This is a genomic window from Bacteroides sp. AR29 (assembly GCF_900217715.1).
GTDB lineage: Bacteria > Bacteroidota > Bacteroidia > Bacteroidales > Bacteroidaceae > Bacteroides > Bacteroides uniformis.
This window is the reverse complement of sequence record NZ_OBMS01000003.1, coordinates 237135-260335: the sequence shown is the minus strand read 5'-3', so window position 1 is coordinate 260335 and position 23201 is coordinate 237135. Positions and strand designations below refer to the sequence as shown.

The following is a 23201-nucleotide window of genomic DNA, read 5'->3' as shown; positions in this document are numbered from 1 at the left end:
ACGTAATTTTTAAATGAACGAATCATGAAAAACTTATTTGACATTAAAGACAAAGTAGTGGTCATAACCGGTGGAACAGGAGTATTGGGGAAAGCCATCGCCTTTCATCTGGCAGAAGAAGGTGCAAAGGTCGTCATTTTGGGACGCAAGGCAGAAATAGGGGACGCCATTGCCGGAGAAATCAAGGCAAACGGTGGAGAAGCCATGTTCCTGACAACCGACGTGATGAACCGTGAACTGCTGGAACAGAACTTGGCTGACATCCTGAAAGCCTATGGCCGCATAGATGCCCTGCTGAATGCAGCCGGCGGAAATATGCCGGGTGCCACCATCGCGCCCACGGGCACTTTCTTCGATTTGAAGATAGAAGAGTTCCAACGGGTGCTGGAATTAAACCTGACCGGTACCGTACTGCCTACACAAGTCTTCCTCAAACCGATGGTGGAGCAGAAGGCAGGTGCTATTGTCAACTTCTCCAGCATGGCTGCTTTCCGCCCCATGACGCGTGTAGCCGGATATGCTGCCGCAAAAGCCGGTATCTCCAATTTCACAGCCTTCATGGCTACGGAAGTTGCCAAGAAGTTTGGTGAAGGTATTCGTGTAAATGCCATCGCACCCGGATTTTTCCTCACAGAGCAGAACCGTGCCCTGCTGACGAACCCGGATGGAAGCTACACGGAACGTGGGCAAGATGTGATTCGCCAAACTCCCTTCGGACGTATGGGCCGTGCAGAAGAGCTTTGCGGAACCATCCAATACCTCATCAGCGATGCTTCCAGCTTTGTCACCGGTACGGTGGCTGTAGTGGACGGAGGGTTCAACGCATTCGCCATGTAAATAGTAAATTGCAAATCATCAAACAATAAATAACATGATTCTTTGTGAACAAACCTGGCGCTGGTACGGTCCCAACGACCCGGTAAGCCTTTGGGACATCAAACAAGCCGGGGCTACCGGCATTGTAAACGCCTTGCATCATATTCCAAACGGGGAAATATGGACAGTAGAGGAAATCAAGAAACGGAAAGAAATGATTGAAGCCGTAGGTCTGCGCTGGTCTGTAGTAGAAAGTGTACCCGTACACGAACATATCAAGACCCAAACCGGAGACTTCCAGAAGTATATCGACAACTATAAAGAGAGCTTGCGTAACCTGGGCAAATGCGGCATTCACATTGTCACCTACAACTTTATGCCCGTACTGGACTGGACACGTACCGACCTCGCCTACGAACTACCCGACGGCAGTCGTGCCCTCCGCTTTGAACGTGCCGCTTTCATCGCCTTCGACCTCTTCCTGCTACGTCGTCCCGGTGCAGAAGGCGAATACACCGATGAAGAAAAGGCCAAAGCCCGTGCCCGCTTCGAACAGATGACAGAGGCAGACAAACAACTGCTTGTACGCAACATGATTGCCGGACTTCCCGGCTCAGAAGAAAGCTTCACCCTGGAACAGTTCCAACAGGAACTGGACCGCTACAAGGGCATCACTCCGGAACGCCTGCGTGCCAACCTGATCTATTTCCTGCAAGAAATCACTCCGGTAGCCGACGAAGCAGGTGTCATGCTCGTTATCCATCCGGACGACCCACCGTGCTCCATCCTCGGCCTGCCACGCATCATGAGCTGTGCTGCCGATTTCCAGGCACTGATTGACGCTGTTCCCAACAAGAGCAACGGTCTTTGCCTCTGCACCGGTTCGCTCGGTGTAAGCAGCGCCAACGATTGTGCAGCCATCATGCAGCAATTTGCCGACCGCATCAACTTTGTCCATCTGCGCAGTACACAACGCGACGCCGAAGGCAATTTCTACGAAGCCAACCACCTGGAAGGAGACGTGGACATGTATCACGTGATGAAAGCCTTCCTTGAACTGCAACAACGCCGTGGTGTCTCTATCCCGATGCGACCCGACCACGGACACCAGATGGTAGACGACTTGAAGAAGAAAACCAATCCCGGCTATTCCTGTATCGGCCGTCTGCGCGGACTGGCAGAGCTTCGTGGACTGGAAATGGGTATAGCCAAATCGCTGTACGAATAAGGCACAAGATATAGCAAGCATAAGGAAAGAACAGGAAGCCCTCCGTCCGAAACTTTGAAGTTTCGGACGGAGGGCTTCCCTTTATAAGTTTTCTGCCATCAGCCGCCTCTTCTTAAGGCACTGTCTGCCGACATTTATTTACCTTCTTTTGCAGCAAGCACTTTCCATACAACGGCACTCAGCGCAGCACCCACAAACGGAGCTACAATGAACAGCCACAACTGAGAGAGAGCCTCGCCACCCTGGAACAGTGCCGGACCGATGCTACGGGCAGGATTGACAGAAGTTCCCGTAACAGGAATACAAACAATGTGCACTAATACCAACGTAAGACCAATGGCCAATCCTGCAAGATTACCCGCCCCCTTCTCGGAATCAGTAGAACCTAACACAACCAGCACAAAGATAAACGTGAACACAGCCTCTGCAATGAATGCCTGCAACATCATTCCGTCAGCAAACCCATTGGAACCGGTAGCCGTAGGACCACCATGAGCGCCCGTAGACACCAATGCATAAAGAATGGCAGAACCGATAACCGCCCCGATAACCTGAAACACCATATACATGGCTGCATCTTTCCCGCTCATCCTGCCGGACAACAGAACGCCCAGGGTAATGGCAGGATTAATATGACAGCCCGAGATTCCTCCGATAGCGTATGCCATCGCCACAACGGACAAGCCGAAAGCAAAAGCCACTCCCAGCGTTCCGACACCTGCACTAACCGCCCCCGCCGCACTTCCGGCAAAGACAGCACTACCACATCCCATCAGGACAAGAACCATTGTCCCGATCATTTCTGTAAAAATAAATATAAAAGATGAAAATCTGCCCAAACACGGCGGTAAAAACTCACCCATTACTACAAAACATCACTGCTTTAACTCTAACATCCAGCATATCTGCATCTTCCTTAGCCAACCCGAAGAAACTCAGAAATATAAGAAAACATATTGGCTTGTAAAGAGTACAAAGAAAGGGTGCAACCTCACGGCCACACCCTCCATCTACACTATCTTTGATAATAACCTAAAAGGAAACTTTATTTTCCTACATCATTTCAATTCAAAAGGAACCGTTCCCTTCACATCGGCTGCCGAAGCTGCTATGACAGCCTCGAACTTGCCCGGCTCGGCCACCCAAGCGTGCTGGGTGTCATCGAAGAAGCTAAGAGCCTCCTTATCAATGGTAAATGTGACTTCCTTTGTTTCGCCCGGAGCCAGTTTCACCTTTTGGAAACCTTTCAGTTCCTTGACGGGACGAGGCAGAGAGGACTTCTTGTCACTGATGTACAGTTGGACAACTTCCTGCCCTTCGCGCGCTCCGGTATTCTTTACAGAAACCTTCACGGTCAGCGTACCGTCGGCCTGCATGGTCTTGCTGTCGGCCGTCGGCTTGCCATATTCGAAAGTGGTATAGCTCAAACCGTGGCCGAAGGGGAACAACGGTTTCACCTTCTTCTGCTTATCGGCCCAACGGTAGCCCACGAAGATGCTTTCATTATACTTGATGTCGATGATGTCCTTGCTCCGTTTGCCGGTATATTCGCCCAAGCTGTGGGCCGGGCAGTCCTCCAGCTTCACGGGGAAGGTGAACGGAAGCTTGCCGCTGGGATTGACATCACCCATGAGGATGGCGGCAAGGGAACTGCCGGCTTCGGAACCCAGATACCAGTCCTGCACGATGGCAGGCACCTCGTTCACCCACGGCATGGCAATGGCGTTGCCGGAGATGTTGACGACAATCAGATTCTTGTTCGCCTCGGCCAGTGCGGAGATAACGGCATCCTGACCGTAGGACAAGCCCAGACCCTTACGGTCGGAGTCCTCGCAGTCCTGGCCGTTGCTCTTGTTCAGGCCGCCGATGAAGATGACATAATCGGCATCCCGGGCCTCTTTCACGGCTTCAGCTATCAGCTCTTCGGGAGTACGGTCATCCTTCAGATTCTGTCCGGTCACCACCCCGTTGTATTCACCGCTTGCATCGCCCACGTAGCCACGGGCATAGACCACCTCGGCCTTGCCGGCCACACGCTGCTTGATGCCGTCCAACGGAGAGAGTTCGCGCTGTACCTTCAGGGAAGAACTACCACCGCCTACGGTCATCATCTTGATGGCATTCTCGCCCACTACAAGAATCTTTTTAGCCCGGTTCAGGTCTATCGGGAGCACATTGCCCTTGTTCTGCAACAGTACGATGCCCTCCTCACCGATGCGGCGGGCAGCCTCGTAATGTTCCGGAGAGAGCATGCTTCCCCACGGACGGTCGGGGTTCATCACCGTACGGAAGATAAGGCGCAGAATGCGGCGTACCTTGTCGTCCAGTTCCGTGGTACCTACCTTACCTTCGCGGATGAGGTTCAGATAGGGATTTGCCAGATAATAGTTATCGTATGCGTTGCTGGCACCGTTCGAGAGCCCGTTGGTCCAACTGCCAAATTCCATATCCAGCCCGTTGGTGATGGCTTGCCAGGTATCGTGCGTGCCGCCCCAGTCGGAAATGACTACGCCGTCGAATCCCCATTCGCCCTTCAATATATCGTTCAATGTGTATTGGTTGTGACAAAGATGTTGGCCTTTGTATAGGTTGTAGGCACCCATGATGCTCCACGCTCCGCCTTCCTGCACGGCCATCTTGAAAGCAGGCAGATAGATTTCATAAAGAGCACGGTCGTCCACGATGACGTTGGTGGTGTGGCGGTTCACTTCGTGGTTGTTCAAGGCGAAGTGTTTCACGCAGGCAGCCACGCCGTTCTGCTGCACGCCCCGGATATAGGGCGACACCATCTTTCCGGCCAGATAAGGGTCCTCACCCATATACTCGAAGTTGCGTCCGTTGAGCGGTGTGCGGTAGATATTGACACCGGGGCCCAGCAGGACGGACTTGTTGCGGTAGCGTGCCTCTTCACCGATGCTCTGTCCGTAAAGGAGAGACATTTCGGGGTTCCAGGTTGCCGCCAGACAGGTCAGGGCAGGGAAAGCCACGCAGGAGTCGTTGGTGCATCCGGCTTGTTCCCACTCGTCCCACAACACATCGGGACGTATGCCGTGGGGGCCGTCGTCCGTCCATACATCGGGAATGCCCAGACGGGGCACACCCGCACTGCTGAACTTGCTTTGCGCATGAGTCAACTTCACTTTCTCTTCCAGGGTCAGACGGCTCAAGGCGTCTTCCACTCTTTCTTCAATAGGTTTGCTTGCGTCCAGATAGACGGGCTTCTGCTGGGCCGAAAGAGGCAGCGCGACAGCGGCCAGAACCAAACCGAATAATACTTTTTTCATTGTTGTATAATTAAGTTGTTATATAAATAAGCAATCATAATCAGTCCGTACCATTGATAATCCCCAACATACAAGGGAATATGACTTAGCCCTACCTACATAGGAACTGAAGTCCTTACACCCGTATAGTGAGTACCCATAACATCCGGATGTTGTTGTCCAAAACATCCCCATGTTTTACCCCAAAACACCCGGATGTTTTGGATGCTCAGTCCTATGGTGTGTACAGCTCAGTCCCTACCTCTTTCATACTAAGTCCCGGCATCTCATCCTCTGGGACTTGATACGTACTGTTTGCAGCGAGGCAGCACCCGCTACTTCATTCCCAATGACCGGATATAACCCTCCTGAACCACACAATTCTTCAGTTTGCATGCCTCGATAAAGTCCATCATCGCCTTGCGGGACATGGCCTGCGCGGGACGTGCCTCACGGATTTCCTTGTACGTGGCACGCGGTGCTTCGGAGAAATACACGATGTTTGCCCAGTTCTCCGGCGGAGTGATGCCGACGAAAGAAGAACCGTCCATCTTCTTGTAGGGCCAGAAGGTATAGCCGATGTTGTTCTCGCGCATCGTCTGGCAGAAAGCGGCCTGCCATTCGTCCGTATTGTGGCCTATCTCACCCATGTACATGGGCAGGTTCACACTGTCGCGGAAGTTGATAATCGTCTGGATGGCAGCTTGGGTAGGTTCGCCTCCGTAACGGTGGCAAGTGTACATTATCTTGTCGTCGAACTTGGAGTCCTTGAAAGGCTTGAAATTACCGTTCCATTGCGCACCGCCCAGCAGAATGATGTGGTTGCTGTCCACCTCGCGGATGGCGGCTACACCTTTCTTATATACATCTTCCAGCTTGCCGTTGAGTTCCTCCATGTTCTCGAAGTAAGGGGCAATGGGCTCGTTGAAGAGTTCGTAACCGAGGATGACCGGTTCGTTCTTGTAGCGGTCGGCTATCCGGCGCCAGATGTCACAGTAGAGTTGCTGGCTGACTTCGCTGTCGAACAGCCAGGGATAGCCGTAGCTGTCGTCGATATTGTCGCCCGTCTGTCCGCCGGGAGCGTCGTGCATGTCGAGGATGAGGTACAAGTCCGATTCGCGGCACCACTCTACCAGGCTGTCCACGCGGGCAAATCCGTCCTGGGCGGCGGTCAGCCCCATATAGTCCTCATCGGTAAACAGCTTGTAGTGGAAAGGCAGGCGGATGGTGTTGGCACCCTGCTCCTTGATGAAGCGGATGTCCTCGCGCGTTACATAATTGTCCTTGAATGCTTTCCAGAAGTCGGCCGTAAAGTCCGGTCCCACCAACTGGCAGAACATCTCATTGATGAAACGGCCGGAATTGGTCTTGTTGAACTTGAACATGTATCCTTCCGGATTCAGCCAGTTGCCCAGGTTGGTACCCATGATGAAGAGTTTGGTACCGTCGGGCTTTATCAAGTCCTGACCCTGAATGGTTACGAATGCATCCGAAGTTACTTCTTTTGTCGCTTGTTTCTCACCGCATCCCGCAAGGCCCAAAGAGAGCAGGGCGATGGTAATGCTTGTCGCTAATAAATGTTTCATGGCAATAATTTTGGTTATAGTATTAGTTGCGATATTCGCTTTTGCTTCCCCAAAGTTAGGAAAGATAAGAACACCTCGTACCGGCGAATCGGGAATAGGTGGAAGAAGTGAAGAAGCATGAACAAACAAACAACTAATAATCAGAAATATAATCAGAAGAAGAGAAAGGCAGAAAGTGGATTCAAAAAGCCAGTTTGACGTATTGTCAGCGTATCTGCATCAGCCGTATTTCAAAGTCCTCGCGCGAAATGCGGGCCTTGTTCTTCACTTTGGCACGGTAATTATAGATGGTGTTTACGGAATAACGGAGGAATTCTGCAATCTGCGAACTGTCGTCGATGCCCAGACGAATCAAGGCGAAAATGCGGAGTTCCGTATTCAGCAACTCGCCTTTACGGAGCACGATGCGTTCTTCGGGCTGCAGCAAGTCATTGAATTTATCGACAAAATCGGGGAAAAGGTGCAAGAAGGCAGTATCAAAGTTATCATAGAGTTCCTTCAGTCCGGTGTCCAGCACCTCGCGGGAACGCACCATCTTCAGCAGCTCTTCCATCTGCCCGGCAGAGATTTTCTTGTTGACCATCCGCCGGTAGGTATCCAGCCGGTTGATATAAACGGAGCAGAGATTCATGAAACGGCCCACATACTCCTCCTTGATGTTGTTTGAGAGTTGCAGTTGCTCGTTGGCATGCTCCAGCTTGTTCCGTGCGGCAGAGAGTCGCTGCATCTGCCGGTAGATAAAGCCCACTGCCACCACCAACAGCACAATCAAAGCGCTGATGAGCCAGAGGTACAGCCGGAGCCGGTCATTCTGCTTCTCACGCATGGCCTGATAAGTGAGGTCTATCAGTGAAAGGATGCCGGCAGTCTGGAGGCTGCGGCTACGGGCGTTGTATCGGTTGGTTTCGTCCCACGAGAAACGGATGTAACGGTAGGCATGCTCCATATCCCCTTCCTCATAAAGAAGTTCCGCCAGGTTCCAGAGTGAGGCATGGTCTGTGATGCTCAGGCGAATATCGGTCAGTGCAGACAAAGCCAGATAGCGCTTCTCCTCCTCCCGGTTCCCGAGCCGGCGGTAGAGCAATGAGCGCTGATAGGTCACCAGCGCATATTCGGGAGTATTGGGCTTGGCATGTGCCAGACGCGTATCATTGATGCTCAAGGCTTCGTCCGGATGGCCTGCAGCGGCCTCCCGCGTCTCTCTTCGTTCCAGATAGAGGGGGGATGAAGGCAGAAGTACCTGCATCAAAGAATCGTCATAATGGGTAGCCAAAGCCTGATAATGCTTCTTGAAAGAATCGTCCAGCGTATAGAAACTCAGTTCTGTGTAAAGTTTATGACAGGCATTGTAATAGTCCGGCAGCAGATGGGAGGGAAGGGAGGCTTTGTCCGTCTGCCTCAAGAGTTCGGCGGCTTCCTCGTACATGCCTGCCGAAGCCATCAGGTGGGCAAGCTCCAGCCTTGTTTCGAGTGCTGCATTCCGTTGGCCATAGCGTTCTGCCCAATCCAGATTGACACGAAGATAATGGATGGCAGAGTCGCAGATATATGCCTTGTACTCCTTATAAATTTCCCCATTCCATCGAAAAAAAGAGAGATTGGCGGTGTCGGCATCCAGCAATTGGCACTTCAGCCGGGCAATGCGCCCTTCACGCACGGCGACATAGTGCCGATGCGCCTCGATAGCCTCATCCAAAGAAGCCGTCAGTGCAGTGAAAGACGACGTGCCGGCAGCCAAAGCCACACTTTGCCATACCACGACGGCAAGAAAACAAAAAATGAACAATCTCCTTTCCATGACCATAAAGTTCATGCAAATATAGCAAGAAATCCTGCAAAGCAGTAGCATCGGAAAGAATAGTTTCCTATATTTGCGTTCAAAACCCCCAAACAAATTATCTATCATGAAAAGCTTAACACCCCAACGGATTGCCGCGGTAGACGTATTCCGCGCACTCACCATGTTCCTCATGCTCTTTGTCAACGACATTCCCGGACTGAAAAACGTCCCCCACTGGCTGATGCATGCCAGGATAGACGAAGACATGATGGGATTCTCCGACACCATCTTCCCCGCTTTCCTTTTCTGTATGGGCATGTCCGTATCCTTTGCCATACAAAACCGGTACAAAAAGGGAGACAACACCCTGCAAGTCGTGGCCCATATCTTCTGGCGGACAGTGGCACTGATTGCCATGGGACTGTTTTCACTGAACAGCGGAGGCATCGAAGGCGGCCTCTCGCACCCATGGTTCTCCATCCTGATGGTCATCGGTTTCTTCCTCACCTGGGGGGTATATCCCAAAGCGGTAGGAACGAAAAAGGTCCTTTTCACCGCAATGAAAACAGCAGGCGTGCTTCTGCTTGCCTTCCTCGTCATCTACAAGGACATGAACGGGAAACCGTTCCAGATAAGCTGGTGGGGCATCCTCGGACTTATCGGCTGGACGTATGCGGTATGTGCAGGCATCTATCTATTCACTCGGGAGAACCTGCGGAAGAATGCCATTGCCTGGTTCGTGGTCGTATTGCTTGCCGTAGTCAGCCATTCCGACTTGATACCGGGAGAGTACGGCAGCCGGATTGTCCTGCTTCCCTTTATCCCGAGCGACTGGACGCTGCATGCCCTTGGTATGTCCGGCGTACTGACCTCCCTGCTCATGCAGCGCTATGCCGACCGGGAACGGCCGGGACGGTTCATCGGCATGCTCTGTGCCCTCGGCATAGGAATGCTTGTCCTTGCCCTCGTCTCACACCCGTTCTGGATTATATCCAAAATACAAGCCACACCGACATGGCTGTTCTACTGCCTCGCCATGTTCTTCCCCTTGTTCGGCTTCTTCTACTGGCTGACGGACGTGAAAGGCAAGACCAACTGGTTCGATATTATCAAACCCGCAGGCACGGCAACGCTGACCTGCTATATTATCCCTTACATCTGGTATGCTGTCCAGCAACTGCTGCATCTGCACTATCCCGAAGCATTGGGAAGCGGTGTACCGGGGCTGCTCAAGTCCCTCGTCTTCTCGCTTGTCATTGTGGGGCTGACCGGCCTGCTGGTGAAAGGCAAGATTAAACTGAAAGTATAATGTTGAAAGTCCAAACACCCAACGGTGACCGCAAGGTGCTGCTGCATTCGTGCTGCGCACCTTGCTCCTCTGCCATCATCGAGTGCATGCTGGAGAACGGCATACGCCCCACCGTATTCTACTGCAATCCCAACATCTATCCGCAGGCGGAATATGAGATAAGGAAAAACGAGGCTATCCGTTTCGTAACCTCCAAAAACATCGATTTCATCGATGCAGACTACGATTATGCACACTGGCTGCACACCATGCAAGGCCTGGAGCACGAACCGGAACGCGGCAGCCGTTGCCTGAAGTGCTTCACCCTGCGCCTGACAGAGACAGCCCGCTACGCCTCCGAACACGGTTTCTCCGTATTCACCACTACCCTCGCCTCTTCGCGCTGGAAAAGCCTGGAACAAATCAATGAAGCCGGACGCCGTGCCGCCGCGCTCTACCCGGGCACCCTCTTCTGGGAACAGAACTGGCGGAAAGGCGGACTTCAGGACCGGCGCAACCAACTGCTGAAAGAGTATGACTTCTACAACCAGCAGTATTGCGGCTGTGAATTCAGCATGCAACGGTTGGAAAAGAACGAAACGATATAAAATCGGCCGGATTATGTACGATATCGTACTAAAACTAGGTACGTTTCCCGTAACTTTGTTTCATGTTAACAATAAGAACTAAAGAAAACATGAAGAAACTGACTTTTACATTATTCATCGCCCTAGCAGTGGCATGCCTCTTTTCAGTTCCCTGCAATGCCAAGGGAAAAGCAAAACACGTAGTTTTCATCGGTCTTGACGGCTGGGGTAGCTACAGTGTTCCCAAAGCAGACATCCCCCACATCAAGCAACTGATGGCAGACGGTTCTTATACATTAGAAAAACGGACTGTACTTCCCTCCTCCAGCGCCGTCAACTGGGCAAGCATGTTTATGGGGGCAGGTCCTGAATTGCACGGATATACGCAATGGGGCTCCAAGACTCCCGAGCTTCCGTCACGCGTACTGAACCAGCACGGCATATTTCCTACCATCTTCCAGCTGCTACGTGATGCCCGGCCGGAAGCGGAAATAGGCTGCCTGTATGAATGGGACGGTATCAAATACCTTGTAGACACTCTTGCCTTAAGCCACTATGCGCAAGCGCCCGACTACAACAAACATCCCGAAGCCTTATGCGGTATGGCAGAAAAGTATATCAAGGAGAAACAACCGACCCTTCTTGCCATTTGCTTTGACAACCCCGACCATGTAGGCCATCAAGCCGGACACAATACTCCTGAATATTACGCCAAACTGAAAGAACTCGACGGTTATGTGAGCCGCATCATCCAGGCCGTTACAGAGGCAGGCATGCTGAAAGAAACAATCTTCGTCGTTACTGCCGACCACGGAGGTATTGAAAAAGGACATGGCGGCAAGACCATGCAGGAAATGCAGACTCCCTTCATCATCTCCGGAAAGAACATTAAGAAAGAAGGCGAATTCCACGAAAGCATGATGCAGTATGACGTTGCCTCCACCATTGCCCACATCTTCGGGCTGAAACAGCCACAAGTATGGATAGGACGTCCTATGTTGCAGGTTTTCAAATAAAAAAAGCGGTCAGCGATAAATGAGCGTCGAAAGATAGTCCTCGGCAAACATCTCGTTCGCCACCTCTAACAGAGCTTCCGAAGTGAGCTGTTCAATGCGATGGAACACGGCTTCGGAAGTTTCGCATTTATTATAATGCAGGAAAGTCTTTCCCATACCCAGCGCATTGTTCTCATTATTATCCGAAGCTACACCGATTTGCCCGATAAGCTGCTTCTTGGCGGCCGCAAGCTGCGAGGAAGTCATCCGGACATCACGCAAGCGTTTCAATTCCTTATATACCAGGCGGGTGCAGTAGTCCAAATCTGCAGGGTCGCAACCGAAGTAGATGCAGAAAGTTCCCGTATCGGTATAGGAAGTCAAGTTGGATTCTACGTTATAGACCAGCCCACGACGTTCACGGAGAGAGACGTTCAAGCGGCTGTTCATGCCCGGGCCACCCAAGACATTGTTCAGCAGGTAAAGTGCGGTGCGCTTGTCATCGTATGCATTATATCCCCGGCTGCCAATCATGACATGTGCCTGGTGAGTATCCTTATGCACTACAAGATGCTCGGGTACATAGAGGGGCGGCAGAGTACGACCATAATGCACCGGTGTTGCCGGTATATCCGCCAGAAGTTTTTTTGCCATAAGCACAACTTTCTTGAAACTCAGATTACCCAGAACAAAGAAAACCATATTGTTGGGATGGTAGAAGCGGGCAGTGAATGCGGCAGCATCCTCACTGCGAAACTGCTTTAACTGCTCGGGATTGCCCAGAATGTTGCGTCCCAAGGGATGCCCCCTGAATATCAAGTCCTCAAAATCATCGAAGATTAGCTCGGAAGGGTTGTCTTCGTAGGATTGTATCTCGTCGATAATCACCTCTGTCTCCTTCTCTATCTCGCGTTGCGGAAAGGTGGAGTGGAATACAATATCCACCAGAAGTTCGAAGGCACGGCCGAAATGCTCGGTCAGGAAAGCAGAGTAAATCACCGTCTCTTCCTTGTTGGTGTAAGCGTTGAGGTCACCGCCCACATTCTCCATGCGGTTCAGAATGTGCCATGCCTTGCGCTTGGCGGTACCTTTAAATATAAGGTGCTCCACAAAATGCGCCATACCCTGCTCGTTTTCAAGCTCGTCGCGCGTACCCGCATCTACGGCAAAACCACAATAAGCCACTTTGGAGGCTGAGGGTTCGTGAATGATGCGCATGCCATTGGGCAGAGTATATTGATTGAAAGTTGGCAGTAAATTTTCTTTTAAGTTCTTCATTCTGACGTTTCAAACTATTTGAGGCGACAAAAATACAATAAAACTTATTGCCGTTTATAGAAAATTGCAGATATTTGCAATTGCTATAATTTTAAGCACATTAATCAAATTAGCACATTAAGTATGATTGCATCCATTCAAGAGCTTTTGCAGAAAGAGGCACAGGCCGTACTGAACATTCCAGTGACGGACGCTTATGAAAGAGCTGTAGAACTCATCGTAGAACAAGTGCACCGCAAAAAAGGGAAACTGGTAACTTCGGGTATGGGCAAGGCAGGACAGATAGCCATGAACATCGCTACCACCTTCTGCTCTACCGGTATTCCGTCCGTTTTCCTGCACCCCAGCGAAGCACAGCATGGTGACCTCGGCATCCTCCAGGAGAATGACTTGTTGCTGCTCATCTCCAATTCGGGCAAAACTCGCGAAATCGTGGAGCTGACACAGCTGGCACATAACCTGAACCCGGGACTGAAGTTCATCGTCATCACCGGAAACCCCGACAGCCCCCTGGCACACGAATCCAACGTATGCCTCAGCACCGGGAAACCGCAAGAAGTATGTGTACTGGGCATGACACCCACGACTTCGACCACCGCCATGACCGTCATCGGCGACATCCTGGTGGTACAGACCATGAAAGAAACAGGATTCACCATTGAAGACTACTCCAAGCGCCATCACGGTGGTTACCTCGGAGAAAAATCAAGATCGCTATGCGTAAAGTAATAGGCATCGGAGAAACCATACTGGACATCATATTCCGTGGCGAACAGCCCACAGCAGCCGTTCCGGGCGGTTCGGTATTCAACGGCATCGTTTCACTGGGACGTATCGGTGTTCCCATCTGCTTTATCAGTGAAACGGGCAACGACCACGTGGGCAATATCATCCTCAACTTCATGCGCGAGAACAATATTCCCACAGACCATGTCAATGTGTTCCCCGACGGGAAGTCCCCCGTATCACTCGCTTTCCTGAACAACCGGAGCGATGCGGAATACATCTTCTACAAAGATTATCCCAAGCAGCGCCTGGACGTGGAATATCCGCAGATTCAGGAAGACGACATCGTAATCATAGGGTCGTACTATGCCCTGAATCCGGTACTGCGCGACAAAGTGGTGGAGCTACTGGAACGCGCACACGACATGCATGCCATTATCTACTACGATCCCAATTTCCGTTCGTCCCATAAAGAGGAGGCCATCAAGCTGGCTCCCACCATCATCGAGAATCTGGAATACGCCAACATTGTACGCGGCTCGCAAGAGGATTTCTTCTATATGTGGGGCCTGCAGGAGGCCGACAAGATATACAAAGACAAAGTAAAGTTCTACTGCCGCAACTTCCTCTGCACAGCCGGCGCGGAGCAGGTTTCATTGCGCACCGGCACGATTTCCAAGGAATATTCCATCCCCCCACTGGAGGCGGTCAGCACCATCGGTGCAGGAGACAACTTCAACGCAGGCATCATCTTCGGGCTGCTGAAACATAATGTACGCTACGAGGACCTCGATACCATGGACGAGGCTACTTGGGACCAAGTTATCCAATACGGCATTGAGTTTGCCGCCGAGGTATGCAAGAGTTTCAACAACTCCGTTTCAAAGGAATTTGCAGAAGCACGAAAATACCAGCCATAGACACCCTTACAAAAGGGTGTTCACCACAGATTACATGGCCTGAAAATCCATGCAATCTGTGGTAGAACAGCTTCCGGATTAACAAAATTCTCCCGCTTTTCCTTTCATTTCTGCTTTTTTTTTGCTTTATTTGTCTATCCTTTATACCTTAAGCATTCGCGCTATGAATACAAAAGGAAGCAGACAGCACTCTCCAACCCCTCCTAAGCAGAAATGGCAAAACATCTGCCTTGCCTTGTGCATTCTTTTAGGAATACTCGCCTCTTGCGAAACAGAAGAATCCTTCTATCAACCCCGATTCCCGGCAAACGATGTCCCGTTGACCCGGCACGCGTTATTCAAGCCGGAAAACTTCTTTGCCTACACCGACTCTACCCTAAAAGCCGTGATTTCCGCACTACGCAGAGTGGAAGAAGAAAAGCATTTCACCGCTTCTTTCCTGTTGAAATACGGCATTCCTCTCTGGAACTTCACCTATAAATTGACTGGAGAAGAGACCTGTATCTTCGTTCCCCTCTACCGCCTTGACAAGCCACACTGCATCGATGCCATCTGGCTGTTGCACATCAAAGACGGATGGATGAAGTTTTTTCCATTGAAGCGTGATGACGAACTCATAAGAGAAAGCGACCAAGTGTTCATATTCGACTTGTTAAGCTATCTAGTATTTGGCGAAGAGAATGCGCAAGGACTCACATTCAAGCCTCATGCCCAGACCCGTTCGGTAATAACCGTCACCCAATGCTGGGATGTATATACCGGACCTAAAGACCAGCTGGAATACAGCTATACCAACTGCGTTAGTCATTCCTATTGGGTAGATGATGCCCTTATAAATAATAGCAACTGGAACAGTGAAGGAGGAGGAAGCGGCGATGTGTGGATTGGAGGAGGAAGTTCAGGAGGTTCCGGCTCTTCATCGGGCACTCCGGCAGGAAATATATTCAAGAAAGAGGCCGACCAAGACTCGCTTTTATGGGTAATCACCGAAAACATGACAGCCCGAATCATGGAAGACTGTTTGGGAGGAGACCTATACAGCCAACTGAAAGAGAAAGTCAAAAACAACAAAATCAATCTGGAATTCGATTTCGGCAAAGGGTATTCCTACAATTGGGAAGAGCATACCTTGCACATCGGATTGGAAGAATTGGAAGCAAACAACCTTCTGCATGAAATGTTCCATGTTTTCCAAACCACACAAGAGCCTATATCATCGTTCAAAAGTTCTATGATGAACAGAGAGATAGAAGCGCACTATGCGCAATACCTGTTCTTACAAAGGAGCGCGGAGTGGACGGACAAAAAACAAGATAAATATGCAAAAAGCCAACGCCTAAGAGCAACAACTTCATTGACTAAATATGTAAATCAGCAAGGTCATGTTACAACTTCATTCTTGGATATCTTTGAAACCTATATATCTAATAATGTCGTTAATGCTTTCCGTCAGGAAGGATACGACAATTATCCATTTAAAGAGTATTTGGATATCACCAATATTTTTCCCAACATAAAATTAACAACTAAAAATTGTGACGAATGAAAAGACTATTGCTTATTACACTGCTTATAGGATACATCTACCCTTGTGTAGCACAGGACAAACCTATCAGAACAGAAGAATCACTTGAAGGAACAGTCATTTATAAAAAGACCACCACTTTCGAGGTAGATGGTTATACGTACCAATGCGACGTAGATGACGGTAGCCAGTTTGTGACTCTTTATAACAAAGAAAACAAACTGACATACGAAAAGATTGTGTATAAAGACACGGGGAAGACATATATTGGCAGCTGGAGTAGCAATGTAATTGAATATGACAGATTCATGAGTCAGCAAGCAGATTTCATAGTAGACCAAGCATTCACCAAAGCCATGGCAGATGAAATTGGGAAAACGGAACTTATGATAACCATGTTGCTCAGTCCAAATACGGGAGAAGTAATGGAAGTGAATTTCAATTTTTTCACCTTTGAGCCATACGCCAAAGTGCCACTACATGTATATAGGGAAATCGAAGTAAAACTGAAAGAACAAATTCATTTTAAACCCATAGAGGAAGGAAAACAACTCAACTACATTATGCTGGCATGGATGCAAAAGCCCCAAGGGAAACTCCCCCCATTACCTCCTCCCGGTTCGCTAATGTAAGCAACATACAAAATTAACAACTAAAAATTGTGACGAATGAAAAGACTATTGCTTATTACACTGCTTATAGGATACATCTACCCTTGTGTAGCACAGGATAAACCTATCAGAACAGAAGAATCGCTTGAAGGAACAGTCATTTATAAAAAAACCACCACTTTCGAGGTAGATGGTTATACGTATCAATGTGACGTAGATGACGGTAGCCAGTTTGTGACTCTTTATAACAAAGAGAACAAGTTGACATACAAAGATATTGTATATAAAGCCACAGGAAAAATATACATCGGTAGCTGGAATGAAAAAAAAGTAATTGAATACAATAGCTCCATGAGTAAACAAGCAGACTTCATTGTGGACGAAGCTTTTACCAAAGCCATGGCAGATGAACTCGGAAAGCGTGAGTTCACAATAACCATGCTACTCAGTCCGGATACGGGGAAAGTAATGGAAGTGAATTTCAATTTCACGACCTTTAGCCCATACGCCAGAGTACCACTGCATGTATATAGGGAAATCGAAGTAAAACTGAAAGAACAAATACACTTTAAACCCGGAGAAGTGGGAAAACAACTCAATTACATCATGCTGTCATGGAGACAAAAGCCCCAAGGGAAACTCCCCCCATTACCACCTCCCGGTTCGCTGATGTAACATTGTAAACCAACCTGCCTATGCACGAAAGAATCTATAGCAGTTTTTTTAAAGTTCAAAAAAGAAATATAAAAGCTTGGCATTGCTGTTACCTTCTGTGGGTAAATTACATATATTTGTGATTAACGACATCAGAGAGGTTACGAATTATGTATAAGAACTTATTGAACTTGCTTGTTTTGGCAGTGCTGCTCCCTTCCTGCAATGGCACTGCCCCTCACATTTCCGTTGTATGCGAAGAAAACAACGTGGGCAACTGCATTGTAAAATGGGAAATGGCCCCTCTCATCAAAGGAAATGTGAAGGTATATGCTTCGACCAATCCCAACCATATCCCCGAAGATGTTCCCGTTGCCGTCGCCAACATCTCCGACCTGAAGATGACTGTCATCACTACCGACCCTACACAACGATACTACTACACACTTGTATTCGCTGACAAATACCGGGTAAAGATTGCCACCCGCAACATCAACATCCCCGGCATACAGAACTTCCGAGACCTGGGAGGCTATTCCTCCTATCCCACCCAAAAGAAAGTGCATTGGGGCATGCTGTACCGCTCTGCCGAAATAGATAAACTGAAACCGTGTTCGCGCAAAGAGCTCAAGAACATAGGCATAAGGACTATCATCGACCTGCGTTCATCTGTCGAAGCGAATAGACAAAGCCCTTTGCAACAGGCATTCAAAGTGATCCATATCCCCATTCCTACCGGCGACATGGAGTATATCCTGAAAGGTGTACAGGAACAGAAAATCAAGAGCGATACTGTCTACCGAATCGTGGAGCAGATGAACCGCGAGCTCATCAGCAACTACACCAAAGAATACCGCCGGATTTTCGATATTCTGCTGGACAAGAACAATTATCCCGTCGTTATCCATTGCTCGTCGGGCAAAGGGCGCACAGGCATCGTATCGGCACTTGTGCTTGCCTCCCTTGGAGTGGACGAAGACATCATCATGGAAGACTACCGCCTCAGCAACGACTACTTCAACATCCCGGCGGCCTCCCGATACGCCTACCAGCTTCCGGCACGCTCGCAAGAGGCCATCACCACCCTCTTCTCGGCACGCGAGGATTTCCTGAATGCCGCCATCGAAGAAATGGAACGAAGGTATGGAGATACCGACACCTACCTGCAAAGAGGCATCGGTCTGACAAAAGAAGAAAGAAAGAGACTGCAAGACATTCTTTTAACGGATAATTGACAATGGATAATGGATAATGAGTAGCCAATAAAAAACGATTTTATCATGTAATTGCATAATTATCAACCATCAATTATCAATTATCCATTGAAAAGCACTATCTTTGCGCCCGAAATATAAAGATAAAGATATACAGAAGATTTAATGAAGACATTTGAAGAGCTCGGTGTGTCGCCGGAGATACGCCGCGCCATCGAAGAAATGGGTTACGAGCAGCCCATGCCGGTACAAGAGGAAGTAATTCCCTACCTTTTAGGAGAAAACAATGATGTAGTAGCACTGGCACAAACAGGAACAGGAAAGACCGCAGCGTTCGGCCTGCCGCTCATACAGAAGATTAACGTCAACAACCGAATTCCCCAATCACTTATTCTCTGCCCCACCCGCGAACTTTGTTTGCAGATAGCAGGCGACTTGAACGATTATTCTAAATATACCGATGGCTTGCGAGTGTTGCCCGTATATGGAGGCTCGTCCATCGAAAGCCAGATACGCGCCCTGAAACGGGGTGTACACATCATCGTAGCCACACCGGGACGACTGCTGGACCTGATGGAACGCAAAACCGTGTCCCTCGCCACCATACAGAACGTGGTTATGGACGAAGCGGACGAAATGCTGAACATGGGATTCACAGACAGCATCAACGCCATTCTCGCCGATGTGCCGCAGGAGCGCAACACCTTGCTGTTCTCCGCTACCATGAGCCCGGAAATCGCACGCATCTCCAAGAAGTACCTGCGCGATGCCAAGGAAATCACCATCGGACGCAAAAATGAAAGCACCAGCAACGTGAAACACGTAGCCTTCTGTGTACATGCCAAAGACAAGTATGCTGCCCTGAAACGTATTGTGGACTACTATCCGCAGATATACGGCATCATCTTCTGCCGTACCCGCAAAGAAACGCAGGAAATAGCTGACAAGTTGATGCAGGAAGGCTATAATGCCGACTCGCTGCACGGCGAACTGAGTCAGGCGCAGCGTGACGCCGTGATGCAGAAGTTCCGCATCCGCAACCTACAACTGCTGGTTGCCACGGACGTTGCCGCACGCGGCCTCGATGTGGACGACCTGACACACGTCATCAACTACGGATTGCCCGATGACACCGAGAGTTATACCCACCGCAGCGGCCGTACGGGACGTGCCGGCAAAACCGGGACTTCCATCGCCATCATCAACCTGCGAGAGAAAGGCAAAATGCGCGAGATTGAGCGCATCATCGGCAAGAAATTCATTGCAGGCGAAATGCCCACCGGCAAACAGATATGCGAAAAGCAACTGCTCAAAGTGATAGACGATCTTGAAAAGGTGAAAGTGAACGAGGAGGAAATCGCCGACTTTATGACCGACATCTACCGCAAGCTGGACTGGCTGAGCAAAGAGGACCTGATTAAACGCATGGTTTCGCATGAATTCAACCGTTTCCTGGATTACTATCGCGGCCGTGACGAGATAGAGACAGCAACCGGTAGTGAGCGTGGTGCAAGAAGTGGCGAGAGGGGCGACCGCAACGACCGTAGAAGCAGCCGCAAAGCAGAACCCGGCTTTACCCGCTTGTTCATCAACCTGGGTAAAATGGACAACTTCTTCCCCAACGAATTAATCAGCCTGCTGAACAACAATACACGTGGACGTGTAGAGCTGGGACGAATTGACCTGATGCAGAAGTTCTCCTTCTTCGAAGTGGAGGAAAAGGAAGCCACCAATGTAGTGAAGGCCCTGAACCGCGCCAGCTGGAACGGCCGTAAAGTATCCGTAGAGGTTGCCGGAGACGAGGGTAAGGAGGCTCCGAGGGGCAAACGTCCGGGTACAGCCGGAAGCTATGGGAAAAAAGAGTTTGACAGCAAGAAGCGCAGCTACAAGGAAGACGGCAAACGGAACGATGCCACCGGCAAACGCAGCGAAAAGGCCGAAAGTCCTGCAAACGACAAGAAGAAAGGCAAGCCCAGCCGCGAAGAGCGGGGTTACACCAAAGCCCGTGGCAAAAAGGATGACTGGAAACAGTTCTTCCAGGGCAACAATGACTTTAAGGATGCAGAGCCCGACTTCAGTGAAGAAGGGTGGGCAAGACGGACACCGAAGAAGAAGAAGTGATATAAACTATAGAAAGATAATAGGGTGATAAAACCGGCAGCATCCGCTACCGTTTTATCACCCTATCCTTTTTCACAACTCTTTATCCTTTATTTCGTACAGCTTTTCGTACTGAATGCAACGAGCATCCAAACCATTTTCTCCTGCTCTTTCAAGTAGCCGGTCATCAAATCTGCCGTCACGTCATCGCCGGCTTCATTTGCCAGTTCAATTACCTTTCTCTCTTCACCAATCAGGTAGCCGTAAGTCTCGAGGATATGGTCCACAGCCTCACTGCCGCAAGAGATATCGGATACTTCCTTCACGTTAGCAACCTTCAGGTATTCACTGAACTTATTCTCGGGCACGCCACCCAGCATCAAGATGCGCTCTGCAATCTCGTCAATCTTCTCGGCGGTATCGTCATACATACTCTCGAACTTCTCGTGCAGCACAAAGAAGCCGTGTCCCTTGATGTTCCAGTGCATACCGCGCAGATTGGTGTAATGTACCTGGAAGTCGGCCAATAATTGGTGCAATGCTGATGTTACGCCAGCCACTTTCTTTTCATTCAAATGCAAGTAATCTAAAGTTTTCATAATTCTATTGTTTTAAATATTTATACTATTTTTCTTTTGGGTATTGCAAAGATAAGGGGTAAATCAAGGCTTGTCAAACAGATAATTTCTATCTTTGCATAGACGAACTCTATACATAACCTTCAAATGCCTTGTTCATCATGACTTTACAACAATTGGAATACATCCTTGCCGTCAACCAGTTCCGCCACTTTGCCAAAGCAGCCGAATATTGCCGCGTGACACAGCCCACCCTCAGTGCCATGATTCAGAAACTGGAAGAGGAACTGGACACCCGGATTTTTGACCGCAGCCAGCAGCCGGTATGCCCCACTCCCGTCGGTATCCACATCATAGAACAAGCACAGAATATATTGGTTCAAGCCAACCGTATAAAGAATATTATAGAAGAAGAAAAACACTCACTGACCGGCACCTTCAAGCTGGGCATACTTCCCACCGTAGCTCCTTACCTCCTGCCCCGTTTCTTTCCGCAGCTGATGAAGAAATACCCCAACCTCGACATCCGGGTAGTCGAAATGAAAACAAACGACATCAAGAAAGCCCTGCAGACGGGAGAAATAGATGCAGGTATCGTAGCGAGTCTGGCAGGTATGGAAGAGTTGCAGCAGACGCCGTTGTTCTATGAACAGTTCTTTGCCTACGTGTCGCGCGAAGATGCCCTCTTCAACAACGAGGTAATCCGTACTTCCGACCTGAACGGCGAACAGCTTTGGCTGCTCGACGAGGGCCATTGCTTCCGCGACCAGCTGGTGCGCTTCTGCCAGATGAAGTCGGCACGTGCCAGCCAGCTTGCCTATCACTTGGGCAGCATGGAGACCTTTATGCGCATGGTAGAAAGCGGCAAAGGCGTGACCTTCATCCCCGAACTGGCCGTTCTGCAACTGGGCAATGCCCAGAAAGAGCTGGTACGTTCCTTCGCCATCCCCTGCCCCACCCGCCAGGTCGTGCTGCTGACCAATAAGAACTTTATCCGCCACACGCTGCTCGAAGTGCTGGTTAAGGAGATAAAACTTTCCGTACCCAAGGAAATGCTCTCACTGAAAGCAACCCAAGCAGTCGTATAGATTTCATCTATCGCTCCATAAAATCTTTCAATCGGATTTTTTGTTCTATCGGGGAAAAATGCTATATTTTTGCAAACAGAAAAAGCGAAGGTCGGTTGCACCTCAGCATCATCAAGCAAACTGGCTTCTACATTCTGTCTGCACAATCTTCGCATTGGTAAAACAAAAAACTAAACCTATTAAAAGAGAAAAATTATGGAACCGATCATCAACTCACAACTCCCTGAATTCAAGGTTCAGGCTTTCCAAAACGGAAGTTTCAAAACAGTATCCCACGAAGACGTAAAAGGTAAATGGGCCATTTTCTTCTTCTATCCGGCAGACTTTACCTTCGTATGCCCTACCGAGCTGGTAGACATCGCAGAGAAATATGACCAATTCCAAGCAATGGGCGTAGAAGTATATTCTGTAAGCACAGACTCGCACTTTGTGCACAAGGCATGGCACGATGCTTCCGAAAGCATCCGCAAGATTAAGTACCCCATGCTTGCCGACCCCACAGGCGTGCTGAGCCGCGCATTCGGCGTGATGATTGAAGAGGAAGGCATGGCATATCGCGGCACATTCCTCGTAAATCCCGAGGGTAAAATCAAGATTGCCGAGATACAGGACAACAACATCGGACGCAATGCCGACGAGCTGCTGCGCAAGGTAGAAGCTGCACAGTTTGTTGCCACACACGATGGAGAAGTCTGCCCTGCCAAGTGGAAGAAAGGAGCGGAAACTTTGAAGCCGAGCATCGACCTTGTAGGAAAGATTTGATAAGTAATAGGAGGAGCGGGCGCTTTCACCATAGAAAGACGTCCGCTTTCCTTTAAGACGTCCGCAGTACTTGTACAGAAGTACTGTAGTACTTTCAAAGGAGTACCGCAGTACTTTCGAAGGAGTATTGGAGTACTTCCTCACAAGTTCTGCAACTACTCTATATCAAACATATTAAAAGACTATTTTCTCACCCCAAACA

20 protein-coding genes are annotated in these 23201 nt (G+C 49.5%); 14 read left to right on the top strand and 6 right to left on the bottom strand.

Going from position 1 to position 23201, the window contains the following annotated elements:
* Window positions 1-24: 24 nt before the first annotated feature.
* Window positions 25-837 carry an SDR family oxidoreductase gene (locus CSD97_RS02530; protein ID WP_057097399.1) on the top strand — a complete coding sequence of 271 codons (813 nt, stop codon included), beginning with the start codon at window positions 25-27 and terminating at the stop codon, window positions 835-837.
* A 34-nt stretch (window positions 838-871) separates the two neighbouring features.
* Window positions 872-2044, top strand: coding sequence for a mannonate dehydratase (uxuA, locus tag CSD97_RS02525; protein ID WP_057256585.1), 1173 nt, complete (start codon window positions 872-874; stop codon window positions 2042-2044).
* A 134-nt stretch (window positions 2045-2178) separates the two neighbouring features.
* Here uxuA and CSD97_RS02520 read toward each other — a convergent pair whose 3' ends face one another.
* The 4 genes from CSD97_RS02520 to CSD97_RS02505 form a co-directional block, all read right to left on the bottom strand.
* Entirely contained in the window at window positions 2179-2844 is a 666-nt protein-coding gene (locus CSD97_RS02520) for an MIP family channel protein (protein WP_085931073.1), read from the bottom strand.
* 258 nt (window positions 2845-3102) lie between these two features.
* The gene (locus CSD97_RS02515; RefSeq protein WP_061412225.1) at window positions 3103-5328 is read right to left on the bottom strand and encodes a glycoside hydrolase family 3 C-terminal domain-containing protein; all 2226 of its coding nucleotides are present in this window, start codon (window positions 5326-5328) and stop codon (window positions 3103-3105) included.
* 314 nt (window positions 5329-5642) lie between these two features.
* Complete coding sequence (locus CSD97_RS02510; RefSeq protein ID WP_098031918.1) at window positions 5643-6893, bottom strand: glycoside hydrolase family 5 protein; 1251 nt, start codon at window positions 6891-6893, stop codon at window positions 5643-5645.
* A 205-nt stretch (window positions 6894-7098) separates the two neighbouring features.
* Window positions 7099-8691: a DUF6377 domain-containing protein gene (locus tag CSD97_RS02505; protein WP_229075256.1), complete on the bottom strand. Its 1593-nt coding sequence runs from the start codon at window positions 8689-8691 to the stop codon at window positions 7099-7101.
* A 106-nt stretch (window positions 8692-8797) separates the two neighbouring features.
* Between CSD97_RS02505 and CSD97_RS02500 the strand changes: the two genes are divergently transcribed.
* From CSD97_RS02500 to CSD97_RS02490, 3 genes are all read left to right on the top strand, one after another.
* Window positions 8798-9982 carry a DUF5009 domain-containing protein gene (locus CSD97_RS02500; RefSeq protein WP_061412230.1) on the top strand — a complete coding sequence of 395 codons (1185 nt, stop codon included), beginning with the start codon at window positions 8798-8800 and terminating at the stop codon, window positions 9980-9982.
* A complete protein-coding gene (locus tag CSD97_RS02495) occupies window positions 9982-10569 on the top strand; it encodes an epoxyqueuosine reductase QueH (protein ID WP_009037437.1) in 588 nt (195 codons plus the stop codon). Before CSD97_RS02500 ends, CSD97_RS02495 begins: the two co-directional genes overlap by 1 nt.
* A gap of 89 nt (window positions 10570-10658) precedes the next feature.
* On the top strand, window positions 10659-11564 hold the full coding sequence (locus CSD97_RS02490; RefSeq protein ID WP_044468248.1) for an alkaline phosphatase: 906 nt from the start codon (window positions 10659-10661) through the stop codon (window positions 11562-11564).
* Window positions 11565-11573: 9 nt separating this feature from the next.
* Here the strand turns inward: CSD97_RS02490 and CSD97_RS02485 are convergent, their stop codons facing one another.
* The gene (locus CSD97_RS02485; RefSeq protein WP_009037438.1) at window positions 11574-12821 is read right to left on the bottom strand and encodes a pitrilysin family protein; all 1248 of its coding nucleotides are present in this window, start codon (window positions 12819-12821) and stop codon (window positions 11574-11576) included.
* Between the two features lie 123 nt (window positions 12822-12944).
* Between CSD97_RS02485 and CSD97_RS02480 the strand changes: the two genes are divergently transcribed.
* The 7 genes from CSD97_RS02480 (at window position 12945) to CSD97_RS02450 (ending at window position 20592) form a co-directional block, all read left to right on the top strand.
* A complete protein-coding gene (locus CSD97_RS02480) occupies window positions 12945-13550 on the top strand; it encodes an SIS domain-containing protein (RefSeq protein WP_005826081.1) in 606 nt (201 codons plus the stop codon).
* Window positions 13538-14467: a carbohydrate kinase gene (locus CSD97_RS02475; RefSeq protein WP_005833892.1), complete on the top strand. Its 930-nt coding sequence runs from the start codon at window positions 13538-13540 to the stop codon at window positions 14465-14467. The genes CSD97_RS02480 and CSD97_RS02475 overlap by 13 nt, the downstream gene beginning before the upstream one ends.
* A 163-nt stretch (window positions 14468-14630) precedes the next feature.
* Complete coding sequence (locus tag CSD97_RS02470) at window positions 14631-16013, top strand: hypothetical protein (protein ID WP_098031917.1); 1383 nt, start codon at window positions 14631-14633, stop codon at window positions 16011-16013.
* Entirely contained in the window at window positions 16010-16624 is a 615-nt protein-coding gene (locus tag CSD97_RS02465) for a DUF5043 domain-containing protein (RefSeq protein WP_005826095.1), read from the top strand. The genes CSD97_RS02470 and CSD97_RS02465 overlap by 4 nt, the downstream gene beginning before the upstream one ends.
* A gap of 36 nt (window positions 16625-16660) precedes the next feature.
* Window positions 16661-17278: a DUF5043 domain-containing protein gene (locus CSD97_RS02460; RefSeq protein ID WP_005826097.1), complete on the top strand. Its 618-nt coding sequence runs from the start codon at window positions 16661-16663 to the stop codon at window positions 17276-17278.
* A 149-nt stretch (window positions 17279-17427) separates the two neighbouring features.
* A complete protein-coding gene (locus CSD97_RS02455) occupies window positions 17428-18492 on the top strand; it encodes a tyrosine-protein phosphatase (RefSeq protein ID WP_022401897.1) in 1065 nt (354 codons plus the stop codon).
* A gap of 144 nt (window positions 18493-18636) precedes the next feature.
* The gene (locus CSD97_RS02450) at window positions 18637-20592 is read left to right on the top strand and encodes a DEAD/DEAH box helicase (RefSeq protein WP_022401898.1); all 1956 of its coding nucleotides are present in this window, start codon (window positions 18637-18639) and stop codon (window positions 20590-20592) included.
* A gap of 89 nt (window positions 20593-20681) precedes the next feature.
* Here the strand turns inward: CSD97_RS02450 and CSD97_RS02445 are convergent, their stop codons facing one another.
* On the bottom strand, window positions 20682-21170 hold the full coding sequence (locus tag CSD97_RS02445) for a Dps family protein (RefSeq protein ID WP_061412240.1): 489 nt from the start codon (window positions 21168-21170) through the stop codon (window positions 20682-20684).
* A 140-nt stretch (window positions 21171-21310) separates the two neighbouring features.
* Between CSD97_RS02445 and CSD97_RS02440 the strand changes: the two genes are divergently transcribed.
* Together CSD97_RS02440 and ahpC are read left to right on the top strand one after the other, a co-directional pair.
* Window positions 21311-22237, top strand: a complete 927-nt coding sequence (locus tag CSD97_RS02440; protein ID WP_098031941.1) for a hydrogen peroxide-inducible genes activator — start codon at window positions 21311-21313, stop codon at window positions 22235-22237.
* Between the two features lie 195 nt (window positions 22238-22432).
* Window positions 22433-22999, top strand: a complete 567-nt coding sequence (gene ahpC / locus CSD97_RS02435) for an alkyl hydroperoxide reductase subunit C (protein WP_005826106.1) — start codon at window positions 22433-22435, stop codon at window positions 22997-22999.
* The last annotated feature ends 202 nt before the right edge of the window (window positions 23000-23201 follow it).

What these genes read in the sequence shown, in the direction of transcription:
- CSD97_RS02530 (WP_057097399.1), top strand. Translation starts at nt 25, where the DNA reads ATGAAAAACTTATTTGACATTAAAGACAAAGTAGTGGTCATAACCGGT.
- uxuA (WP_057256585.1), top strand. Translation starts at nt 872, where the DNA reads ATGATTCTTTGTGAACAAACCTGGCGCTGGTACGGTCCCAACGACCCG.
- CSD97_RS02520 (WP_085931073.1), bottom strand. Translation starts at nt 2,844, where the DNA reads ATGATCGGGACAATGGTTCTTGTCCTGATGGGATGTGGTAGTGCTGTC.
- CSD97_RS02515 (WP_061412225.1), bottom strand. Translation starts at nt 5,328, where the DNA reads ATGAAAAAAGTATTATTCGGTTTGGTTCTGGCCGCTGTCGCGCTGCCT.
- CSD97_RS02510 (WP_098031918.1), bottom strand. Translation starts at nt 6,893, where the DNA reads ATGAAACATTTATTAGCGACAAGCATTACCATCGCCCTGCTCTCTTTG.
- CSD97_RS02505 (WP_229075256.1), bottom strand. Translation starts at nt 8,691, where the DNA reads ATGGAAAGGAGATTGTTCATTTTTTGTTTTCTTGCCGTCGTGGTATGG.
- CSD97_RS02500 (WP_061412230.1), top strand. Translation starts at nt 8,798, where the DNA reads ATGAAAAGCTTAACACCCCAACGGATTGCCGCGGTAGACGTATTCCGC.
- CSD97_RS02495 (WP_009037437.1), top strand. Translation starts at nt 9,982, where the DNA reads ATGTTGAAAGTCCAAACACCCAACGGTGACCGCAAGGTGCTGCTGCAT.
- CSD97_RS02490 (WP_044468248.1), top strand. Translation starts at nt 10,659, where the DNA reads ATGAAGAAACTGACTTTTACATTATTCATCGCCCTAGCAGTGGCATGC.
- CSD97_RS02485 (WP_009037438.1), bottom strand. Translation starts at nt 12,821, where the DNA reads ATGAAGAACTTAAAAGAAAATTTACTGCCAACTTTCAATCAATATACT.
- CSD97_RS02480 (WP_005826081.1), top strand. Translation starts at nt 12,945, where the DNA reads ATGATTGCATCCATTCAAGAGCTTTTGCAGAAAGAGGCACAGGCCGTA.
- CSD97_RS02475 (WP_005833892.1), top strand. Translation starts at nt 13,538, where the DNA reads ATGCGTAAAGTAATAGGCATCGGAGAAACCATACTGGACATCATATTC.
- CSD97_RS02470 (WP_098031917.1), top strand. Translation starts at nt 14,631, where the DNA reads ATGAATACAAAAGGAAGCAGACAGCACTCTCCAACCCCTCCTAAGCAG.
- CSD97_RS02465 (WP_005826095.1), top strand. Translation starts at nt 16,010, where the DNA reads ATGAAAAGACTATTGCTTATTACACTGCTTATAGGATACATCTACCCT.
- CSD97_RS02460 (WP_005826097.1), top strand. Translation starts at nt 16,661, where the DNA reads ATGAAAAGACTATTGCTTATTACACTGCTTATAGGATACATCTACCCT.
- CSD97_RS02455 (WP_022401897.1), top strand. Translation starts at nt 17,428, where the DNA reads ATGTATAAGAACTTATTGAACTTGCTTGTTTTGGCAGTGCTGCTCCCT.
- CSD97_RS02450 (WP_022401898.1), top strand. Translation starts at nt 18,637, where the DNA reads ATGAAGACATTTGAAGAGCTCGGTGTGTCGCCGGAGATACGCCGCGCC.
- CSD97_RS02445 (WP_061412240.1), bottom strand. Translation starts at nt 21,170, where the DNA reads ATGAAAACTTTAGATTACTTGCATTTGAATGAAAAGAAAGTGGCTGGC.
- CSD97_RS02440 (WP_098031941.1), top strand. Translation starts at nt 21,311, where the DNA reads ATGACTTTACAACAATTGGAATACATCCTTGCCGTCAACCAGTTCCGC.
- ahpC (WP_005826106.1), top strand. Translation starts at nt 22,433, where the DNA reads ATGGAACCGATCATCAACTCACAACTCCCTGAATTCAAGGTTCAGGCT.